An 8,926-nucleotide genomic window follows, 5' to 3' on the forward strand; every position below is an offset into this window, starting at 1 on the left:
GAAAACATCCCTCAAAGGCATTGTGTCAGAATAATTCGACACCAATGTGTAAATCATACTGGACACATTGCACGCTTGAGTCAACAATCGCCTATGCTTGTTTCTGCCACCCCGCTGCATCCTGAAAGGGTCCGCGCCGTCGTGATCGGTGCCGGTGTGGCCGGGCTTGCGACCGCCATCCGGCTTGCCGCAGGCGGGTTGCAGGTCACTCTTCTGGAACGTCACGCCCACACCGGGGGCAAAATCCGGACCCTGCCCAGTGCTGCGGGGCCGGTCGATGCCGGGCCTACGGTACTGACCATGCGCCATGTCTTTGACGACCTCTTTGACTGCGCCGGCGCCCGGCTCGAAGATCACGTGACACTGATCCCTCAGGACATTCTCGCGCGGCACTTCTGGCCCGACGGCAGCAGCCTTGATCTCTACGCGGATGCCGGAAAGAGCGCCGATGCCATTGCGGATTTCGCGGGAGCGCGCGCCGCCGATGATTTCACCCGGTTCAACAGACGCACCGCGCAGCTTTTTCAGGCCTTTGATGCGCCCATGATGCAGGCCCCTGCCCCGCGCCTCGCCGACCTGATCCCGCACGTGCTGCGCCAGCCTGCGCTGATCCGCGCGATGGCGCCGCTGTCCACGTTGAAATCCGCACTAGGGCGGCAGTTCAGCGACCCCCGTCTGGCGCAGCTTTTCGGACGCTATGCCACCTATGTCGGCGGCGCGCCGCACCTGAGCCCCGCTATACTCTCGCTGATCTGGCAGGCCGAAGCCGCCGGCGTCTGGGTCGTCGAGGGCGGCATGCACCGCCTCGCGCTGGCGATGGCGACCGTTGCCCGGACCCTCGGCGTCGAGATCCGTACCAATGCCCACGTCGACCGCATCGGCCTGACGCAGGGCCGCGCAACCGGCGTGCACCTGACAGGAGGCGAAACGCTGACCGCGCAGGCCGTGGTCTATGCCGGTGATCCGCGCGCAATTGCCGCCGGCAGTCTTGGCGCAGACCTCCGCCATGTGGCCCCCCAAACCCTCAGGTTGCCGCGCTCCTTTTCCGCCCGGGTGCACAGCTTTGCCGCCACGCCCGCCGGACGCGATCTGGCCCATCACAACGTGTTTTTCGCCGCCGATCCGCAGTCGGAATTCACCGATCTTGCCGCAGGCCGCATACCCGCCGACCCCACGCTCTATCTCTGCGCCGAAGACCGCGGGCAGCAGACCCCACCGCCGGCACAGGAGCGCTTTGAAATCATCTCGAACGCGCCCGCCACCTCTGACACCACTGACCCAACGGACCTTGACCAATGGCATCATCAGATCACTCACCGGCTCATTTCTTCGGGCGTGACCTTCAGCCCGACACCGGACGCGACAACCATCACGACACCGCAGACTTTCGCGCGGATGTTCCCGGACAGTCTGGGCGCGCTTTACGGCCAGACGCCGCACGGCATGACCGCCGCCCTGAAACGACCAACCGCTGTGACGCCGGTGCCGGGGCTCTGGCTCGCGGGCGGGGGGACGCATCCGGGCGCGGGGGTGCCGATGGCGACGCTCTCCGCACGGCACGCGGCCGGGGCGATCTTACGCGACCTAACTTCAACGTCGACGTTGCGGCCAACGGTTATGCCTGGTGGTATGTCGACGGCCTGAGCGACTGCGGCACGCGCGCAGTCTCTGTTATTGGGTTTATAGGCTCTGTTTTCTCGCCCTGGTACCGCTGGTCCGGGCGGCGCAACCCGCAGAACCACGTCTGTATCAACGTGGCCACTTACGGGGCTGGCGGGCGGTTTACGATGACCGACCGGGGCGAAAGCGCGCTGCGCCAGACTGCCTCGCGGTTCGAGGTCGGCCCCTCAATGATGCGCTGGGAGGCAGGCCGTCTGGTGATCGACATTGACGAGGTTTCCGGCCCGCCGCTCATCAGCAGGGTGCGGGGCCGCATCACGCTGACGCCGTCCGCGATCACGCATGCAGAACTGCCACTGACACCTGACGGCGCGCATATCTGGCGGCCCTTTGCCCCCTGCGCGCGCATCGAGGTCGATATCGACCGCCCGGGATGGCAGTGGCAGGGCGAGGGGTATTTCGACGCCAATTTCGGGACCCGCGCACTGGAAGAAGATTTCAGCTACTGGACCTGGGGGCGCTATCCCACGGGCAAAGGTGCGACCTGTTTTTATGACGCCACACGGCTTGATGGATCAGAACTTGCCGCGGGTTTCCGATTTGGCCACGACGGGCAGGCCAGCGCCATCTCCCTGCCCCCGAAAACGAAACTGCGCCGCAGTCTCTGGGCCGTCTCCCGCGAAACCCGGGCTGATCCGGGACAAGGTGCACGCCAGACCCTCGGCATGCTGGATGCGCCGTTTTATACGCGCTCCGCGGTGGAGACGGTGCTTGACGGCGAGCGCACGACCGGCGTGCATGAGGCGCTGGATCTGCGACGCTTCCGCTCCCCGCTCCTGAAACCGATGCTGGCCGTCAGGGTCCCGCGCCGCCGGAACTGGCGGTGGTCCTGACCGGCGCCCCGATCCGAAGCCACGGTCCTGCGCCTCTTGCACAAAGCCGGCTGCTCACTCGTTCTCCTCCGGTGCGCCGGCGCCAAAGCGTGACCGCAACGACAGATAAGAGCCCAGCAGGATCAGCGTATAACTGGCCAGTTCAGTGCCTTCCTGCACGAGGGATTTGACCACGTCAGAGCCCGCGCTGCCTTCAGCAAAATCCCACAGATGGCCACTTCCGAAGAGGCGGCTGAACACCATCAGCTGGAAAAAGCCGGTCATCAGAATCCAGAACGGACCGGTTTCAGCATGCGCAATGAACGGGCCCGTCACAGTATCCCGGCTGCGGCGCAGGATAAGACCCCCGGCAAAGGCTGTCACAGAGGCCGGCACAACCCAGAACCCATGGACGATTTTGTCCAGCAGCCCGTCATTTTCGCGGATGAACATACACAAAAAAGAGCGTGGCAATCAGCACCAGATATCCGCGCTGCGCGGGCTGCGCCTGTGCGCCTGCTACAAAGAAAAAAGCGCCCGCCAGGATCATCAGCACCTGAGCGATCTGCACCAGAGAGCTTTCGCCCATGGTGCTGTTCAGCATGATCACGTCGGCATAAATAATGGCCACAGGCACCAGAAAGGCAAAGATAAGCGCAAGGATGTGGCGGATGCTGCGGGATTTACTGTGCGCAGCATTCATCTGAGAGCACCTGTCACCGCACACCAACGCCCCGTCCCGTCCGCATAGCAGGTGATGACCCGTTGTCCTGCAGGAACATGGTTTTTCTGCATGTCCGGAGCGCTGCAAAAACGCCAGGGTGCCTTAAAGGGTCTGCGCATTCCTTTTACGTTTCAATCGGTGGCGGATTGCGGGCCTCTTCCGGGTTCAGACGCCAGACGCCCGCATTGAGAGCCGCCGCGATCGTGACCCAGATCAGATAGGGCACGAACAAAAGCCCGGAGAGCCAGTCAACCTGCCACAAGGCCACCATCCCGGCCGCCACGACGAGCCACAGAAACGAGACCACCGCCATGCCCAGACGGATGTTGCGCAGTCCGAAAAAGACCGGTGTCCAGAGCCCGTTAAAGGCAATCTGCATCGCCCAGAGCCCCATCGCGAGGCCGTTACCTTCAAGCATCGCGACTCTCGCGCCCGCAGTGGCGATACAGAAATACAGCACCGTCCATGTGACCGGAAAAACCCAGTCGGGCGGCGTGAACCAGGGCTTTTCCAGCGTGCGGTACCAAGGGCCCGGCGGAAACAAACCGCCTGTGAGACCAGCACCGGCACAGGCGCCGAAGAAGACTGCAAACGTAAGCCAGAACATCGCGTCAGGTCGCCCCGGCGCGCTGGCCGGTCAGGTGCGCGCGCTGGTCCTGACGATGCTGTTCCAGCGTGGCCAGTACAGAAATCAGCGCATCGCTGCGCGTGGTCTGAGGCACACCCCGGGCTGCGGCATCAACGAGAAACTGCACCTCTTCAAGTGGCCGGGCATAAAGCACCGCCGAACGCGGCATCACAACCGTGGCGCCGCTCAGCAGCAGTGACTGGCCCAGCCAGCCGACCTTTTGCCATTTGCCCGTGCGCGCCCGCGCCGAGATCGAATCGTATTTCATTGTGCGCAACCGTCCGCCAATGCCGGCATAAATAAACCGCGCTCCATAAATGCCGGGGCGGCAGGACAACGGCAGGGCCCCCACCCCGGCCTCGGATCTCATATAGAGCCTGTTGGCCTCCATCACGAGGCGGCGCACCATGGCGCGCACCGCGTCTGAGGCCTCCGGGTTTGTGCAATGCGCGTCGGGGTCGATCCCTGCCTCTTCCAGCCAGTCGAGTGGCAGATATATACGACCTTCGATCGCGTCCTCACCCACATCCCGGGCGATATTGGTCAGCTGCATCGCCACACCGAGATCACAGGCCCGCGCCAGCGCATCCGCGTCGCGCACGCCCATAAGAACGCACATCATCGCGCCCACCGCCGAGGCCACACGCGCGGAATAATCCCGCACACCGGAGAGCGTTTTATAGCGCCGCGCCTCCGCGTCCCAGGCCAGCCCCTCCAGCAGCGCATCGGGCAGCGCGCGGGGCATCTCGAAATCGTCCACAAGGGCGGCGAACGCCCGGTCAGGGGCGGCATTCTGCGGGCGTCCGGCATAGACAGCGTCGAGTCTGTCCCGCAGCCGCAGGACCGCCTCTGCCTTTTCCGCCTTCAGATCGACCTCGTCATCGGCCAGCCGGCAAAAGGCATAAAGCGCCAGAGCGGGATCGCGGACCTTTGCGGGCAACAGTTTCGAGGCGGCGTGAAACGACAGGGATCCGTGACGGATCGCCTCGCGACAATGCTCAAGATCTGCGGGTGCAATCATTGGTCTCTTCCTTTGCGCAGCACCATCGCACTGCCATCCATCTCACCGGTTACGCTGTGCCATCTTCCAGGCGCAGTCATCGCAGTACTTTCAAGGCGCGCGGTTATCGCACGCGTTTCAAGGCGCGCGGTTATCGCACGACCTCCGGATCGGGCACCAGCTGGCTCAGCACTTCCGCCGTCGAAATCACGCCCGGCACACCTGCGCCGGGATGCGTTCCTGCCCCTACAAGATAGAGCCCTTTCGCCTCTTCAGAGACGTTATGCGGCCGGAACCAGGCGCTTTGCAGAATGCGCGGCTCAATCGAGAAACCGGCACCAAAGGGGCTGAGATACCGGTCGCGGAAAGTCTCGGGTGTGAACACCACTTCGGTGCTGATCTTATCGCGCAGTCCGGGCAGCAGCTGGTCCTCCAGCACCTTCAGCATTTTTTCTTTATAGCGCGGCTCCTCCGTGGCCCAGTCCACGCCGTTGTCGTGACCCAGATGCGGCACCGGGCTCAGCACATAAAAACTGTCATCTCCCTCGGGCGCCACGCCCGGATCCGTGACCGACGGGCGATGCACGTACAGACTCATGTCATCGCAAAGTTTGCCCCTGATAAAGATATCTTTCAGCAGCCCCGTATAGCGCGGCCCGTTCAGGATCGTATGGTGGCCCACATCCTGCCAGTCACCACGCGTGCCCTTCGTGCCGAAGTACCACACAAAAAGGCTCATGGAATACCGCGTCCGCGCCAGCCGTTTGCTGGTCCACCGCCGGCGTTTGTGATTGCGTAGCAGCCGGTCATAGGTATGGCCCGCATCCGCGTTTGAAACAACCACATCGGCCCCCATCTCAAGACCACTCGCCAGGCGCACACCGGTGGTCACACCGTCGCGGATCACGATCTCGTCGACTTCGGTTTCCATCAGCAGCGTGCCGCCCTGATCGTTGATCACCCGGCCCATGGCTTCGGCCATACCGGCAATCCCGCCCATCGCGTAGTGCACCCCGAATTCCTTTTCGAGATATGCCACAAGAATATACATCGACGTGACATGCAGCGGGTCGCCCCCGATGAACAGCGGATGAAAACTCAGCGCCATGCGCAGCTTTTCGTCCTTCACCCGTGAAGCGGCATGGGCGTAAACAGACCGGTCCGCGCGCAGGCGGGCAAATGTCGGCAGCACCTTGATCAGGTCCAGCAGCCTGTGCATCGACCGGCGGCCGAGATCCTCGAACCCGAACCAGTAACGCCGCGCGCTGTCGTCGAGGAATTTGTCGAACCCCGCCACGTCGCCCGGTGCAAGTTTCGCCACCTCAGCGCGCAGCTTACCGGTGTCCTGCTGGGCCACGAACTTCGTACCATCCGGCCAGCGAATTTCATAAAACGGATCGAGAGAGCGCAGTTCCACGTCCTTGTCGAAATCGCGCCCGCAGGCGGCCCAGAGTTCGCGGTAAAGCTGCGGCACTGTCACGATCGTCGGACCCAGATCAAACCGGTGCCCGTCCTGGCGGATCGCCGACCCGCGCCCGCCCGGCACATCAAGACGGTCAATCACCGTGACACGGTAACCTTTGGCCCCTAGACGCATCGCGGCGGCCAGACCTCCGAGCCCCGCGCCGATTACAATGGCCCTGTCCCGCCGGTCACGCCCGGCTGACAGAGATTCGATGGGATCCACGCGTGTCATCATATTCTTACAGTAGATGTGTCCAGTTCACTTGACAATTGCGTTCTTCCCATCTGTGGCTTGGCGTGTCAGACTTGGTTGACACAAATTCAGTAACAGCGCGCCGATGCAGGATACCCCGATTGTGACTTTGAGCTTTTTCCGCTTTGCGGGGCCACTGGCGCGCGCCTGGGCGCTGGGGATGATGGGGGCCGCACGGGTATCGCTGCCCCGGGTGCCCGGCATCGGGTTCTGGAAGCTCTGCGGGTCCGGCACCGGTGAGGGGTTCACACCCCTGCCCAACACGGCAGTCTATGCAATCCTGGCGAGCTGGCCTGATGAGGAAACTGCGCGCCAACAAACTGAAAACGCTGCTGTTTTTCAGCGCTACAAGCGACGTTCGGATGAAAACTGGACCGTTTTTCTGGAGACCAGTTCTGCGCGGGGCAACTGGTCCGGACGGGCCCCCTTCTGCCCCACGGGTCGCCGGCCCACCGGCCCGCTTGCCGCCCTCACCCGTGCAACGATCCGGCCCGGCGTTGCGATGAAATTCTGGCAGCGCGTACCCGACATCAGCCGCATGATCGGCGCGGACCGTAACGTCGCCTTCAAAATCGGCATCGGTGAGGTTCCTCTGCTGCACCAGGTGACCTTTTCCATCTGGCCGGATGCCGCAGCCATGGCCGGTTTTGCCCGCGAAAACGGACCCCATGCCGCAGCGATCCGGGCGGTTCGGGACGGCAACTGGTTTTCCGAAGAACTCTATGCCCGCTTTGCCATCCTCGGCGATGCCGGCACATGGGACGGCACGAGCCCCCTCAGAAATCTGGATATCTCAGCATGAAGACCCCTTTTCCGTTCTCCGCAATTGTCGGTCAGGCCGAGATGAAACAGGCGATGATCCTGACCGCAGTGGATCCCGGCATCGGCGGCGTCCTGGTCTTTGGCGACCGCGGCACCGGCAAATCAACCGCCGTGCGCGCGCTGGCTGCTTTGCTGCCGCCGATCCGGGCTGTCGAAAGCTGTCCGGTCAACTCGCAAAAGACGGCTGATTGCCCGGAATGGGCCGAATTAGGGTCGAAAAAGATCGTAACACGCCCCACGCCGGTGATCGATCTGCCGCTGGGTGCGACCGAAGACCGTGTGGTCGGCGCGCTGGACATCGAACGGGCGCTGACCCGGGGCGAAAAGGCCTTTGAGCCCGGTCTGCTGGCCCGCGCAAACCGTGGGTATCTCTACATCGATGAAGTCAATCTGCTGGAGGATCACATCGTCGATCTGCTGCTCGATGTGGCGCAGTCGGGCGAGAATGTCGTGGAGCGCGAGGGGCTCTCGATCCGCCACCCTGCCCGCTTTGTGCTTGTCGGCTCCGGCAATCCCGAGGAGGGCGAATTGCGCCCGCAGCTGCTCGACCGTTTCGGGCTGTCGGTCGAGGTCCGCTCGCCCGGCGACATCGATGAACGGGTCGAGGTGATCCGCCGCCGCCACGCTTTCGAAACCGATGCGGAAAATTTCATGGAATCCTGGGCGCCGCGGGACGCAGAGGTGCGCGAGACGATCCTGAAAGCACGCAAACGGCTGGCGAAAGTACAGACCCCGGATGAGATCCTGAACGATTGTGCGCGGCTTTGCATCGCACTTGGCTCGGACGGGTTGCGAGGCGAACTGACGCTGCTGCGGACCGCCCGCGCACTCGCCGCCTGGCAGGGCGACCGCAAACTCACCCGGACGCATCTCGCCGCAATCGCGCCCTCAGCCCTGTCCCACCGCCTGCGCCGGGATCCCCTCGATGAGGCAGGCTCCGGCGCCCGTGTGACACGCATCGTCTCGGAGGTGCTGGGGTGAGCGATGACCCCGACAGCTGGGGCCGCGCCGCACTTGCGACCGGCCTGCTGCTCTATGATCCGGTCTGCGCCGGCGGCCTGCACCTGCGGATGCGCGCGGGCCCTGCCCGTGACCGCATCCTCGACGCGCTCAGCCCGCTTGCCGCGCGCCGTATCCACCCCACTATCTCCGACGATCAGCTCTTTGGCGGGATTGACCTCGGGGCGACGCTTAAATCCGGCTATCTTATTAATAATAAAGGGATATTAGAAACGGCACAGGTCATAATCCTGAGCATGGCAGAGCGGTGCAGCACAGGTCTCGCCGTGCGACTCGCGGGCCGGACCGACCGCGCAAATACCCCGGTGATCATCGCCCTTGATGAAGGTGCAGAGGCCGACGAAACGCTGCCCCCTGCCCTCTCCGGGCGGCTTGCGCTTTATATCTCGCCGGAGGGTCGTATGCCTCCCGGCTGGGCACCTGTCCCCGCGGGGACAGAGGCCTGCGACCCTGCGGATGTGACCATCGCGCCGGACCAGATCGACGCGCTGACAACGCTGGCCGCCCGCTTTGGCATCGATAA

General features: G+C 63.5%; 9 protein-coding genes and 1 pseudogene. 5 read left to right on the forward strand and 5 right to left on the reverse strand.

Translation table 11 applies throughout. The annotated features are described in order from the left end of the window. Window positions 1–93 precede the first annotated feature (93 nt). Together crtD and crtC are read left to right on the forward strand one after the other, a co-directional pair. Window positions 94–1,644 (forward strand): 1-hydroxycarotenoid 3,4-desaturase CrtD, encoded by a 1,551-nt coding sequence (crtD, locus tag Q0M35_RS04415; RefSeq protein ID WP_295313007.1) that lies wholly within the window; start codon window positions 94–96, stop codon window positions 1,642–1,644. Then, window positions 1,641–2,513: a carotenoid 1,2-hydratase gene (crtC, locus tag Q0M35_RS04420; protein WP_295313017.1), complete on the forward strand. Its 873-nt coding sequence runs from the start codon at window positions 1,641–1,643 to the stop codon at window positions 2,511–2,513. Before crtD ends, crtC begins: the two co-directional genes overlap by 4 nt. Window positions 2,514–2,567: 54 nt before the next feature. Here the strand turns inward: crtC and Q0M35_RS04425 are convergent, their stop codons facing one another. The 5 genes from Q0M35_RS04425 to Q0M35_RS04445 form a co-directional block, all read right to left on the reverse strand. After that, complete coding sequence (locus Q0M35_RS04425; RefSeq protein WP_295313008.1) at window positions 2,568–2,945, reverse strand: hypothetical protein; 378 nt, start codon at window positions 2,943–2,945, stop codon at window positions 2,568–2,570. Next, a complete protein-coding gene (locus Q0M35_RS04430) occupies window positions 2,926–3,195 on the reverse strand; it encodes a hypothetical protein (RefSeq protein ID WP_295313009.1) in 270 nt (89 codons plus the stop codon). Before Q0M35_RS04430 ends, Q0M35_RS04425 begins: the two co-directional genes overlap by 20 nt. A 145-nt stretch (window positions 3,196–3,340) precedes the next feature. Continuing rightward, window positions 3,341–3,823, reverse strand: coding sequence for a TspO/MBR family protein (locus Q0M35_RS04435; RefSeq protein WP_295313010.1), 483 nt, complete (start codon window positions 3,821–3,823; stop codon window positions 3,341–3,343). Window positions 3,824–3,827: 4 nt separating this feature from the next. After that, window positions 3,828–4,865, reverse strand: coding sequence for a 15-cis-phytoene synthase (crtB, locus tag Q0M35_RS04440; protein WP_295313011.1), 1,038 nt, complete (start codon window positions 4,863–4,865; stop codon window positions 3,828–3,830). A gap of 130 nt (window positions 4,866–4,995) precedes the next feature. Next, complete coding sequence (locus Q0M35_RS04445) at window positions 4,996–6,543, reverse strand: phytoene desaturase (RefSeq protein ID WP_295313012.1); 1,548 nt, start codon at window positions 6,541–6,543, stop codon at window positions 4,996–4,998. Window positions 6,544–6,646: 103 nt separating this feature from the next. Between Q0M35_RS04445 and crtA the strand changes: the two genes are divergently transcribed. The 3 genes and pseudogenes from crtA to Q0M35_RS04460 all read left to right on the forward strand — a co-directional run. Continuing rightward, complete coding sequence (crtA, locus tag Q0M35_RS04450) at window positions 6,647–7,363, forward strand: spheroidene monooxygenase (RefSeq protein WP_295313013.1); 717 nt, start codon at window positions 6,647–6,649, stop codon at window positions 7,361–7,363. Then, the gene (bchI, locus tag Q0M35_RS04455) at window positions 7,360–8,364 is read left to right on the forward strand and encodes a magnesium chelatase ATPase subunit I (protein ID WP_295313014.1); all 1,005 of its coding nucleotides are present in this window, start codon (window positions 7,360–7,362) and stop codon (window positions 8,362–8,364) included. Before crtA ends, bchI begins: the two co-directional genes overlap by 4 nt. Beyond that, a pseudogene (locus Q0M35_RS04460) lies at window positions 8,361–8,926 on the forward strand (magnesium chelatase ATPase subunit D); the annotation flags it as partial. The gene bchI and the pseudogene Q0M35_RS04460, both read left to right, overlap by 4 nt.

This window comes from Roseobacter sp., assembly GCF_024639605.1.
Classification (GTDB): domain Bacteria; phylum Pseudomonadota; class Alphaproteobacteria; order Rhodobacterales; family Rhodobacteraceae; genus Roseobacter.

Bases quoted from the DNA above. Each gene is read 5' to 3' on its own strand.
- crtD (WP_295313007.1), top strand. From the start codon at position 94: ATGCTTGTTTCTGCCACCCCGCTGCATCCTGAAAGGGTCCGCGCCGTC.
- Q0M35_RS04425 (WP_295313008.1), bottom strand. From the start codon at position 2,945: ATGTTCATCCGCGAAAATGACGGGCTGCTGGACAAAATCGTCCATGGG.
- Q0M35_RS04430 (WP_295313009.1), bottom strand. From the start codon at position 3,195: ATGAATGCTGCGCACAGTAAATCCCGCAGCATCCGCCACATCCTTGCG.
- Q0M35_RS04435 (WP_295313010.1), bottom strand. From the start codon at position 3,823: ATGTTCTGGCTTACGTTTGCAGTCTTCTTCGGCGCCTGTGCCGGTGCT.
- crtB (WP_295313011.1), bottom strand. From the start codon at position 4,865: ATGATTGCACCCGCAGATCTTGAGCATTGTCGCGAGGCGATCCGTCAC.
- Q0M35_RS04445 (WP_295313012.1), bottom strand. From the start codon at position 6,543: ATGATGACACGCGTGGATCCCATCGAATCTCTGTCAGCCGGGCGTGAC.
- crtA (WP_295313013.1), top strand. From the start codon at position 6,647: ATGCAGGATACCCCGATTGTGACTTTGAGCTTTTTCCGCTTTGCGGGG.
- bchI (WP_295313014.1), top strand. From the start codon at position 7,360: ATGAAGACCCCTTTTCCGTTCTCCGCAATTGTCGGTCAGGCCGAGATG.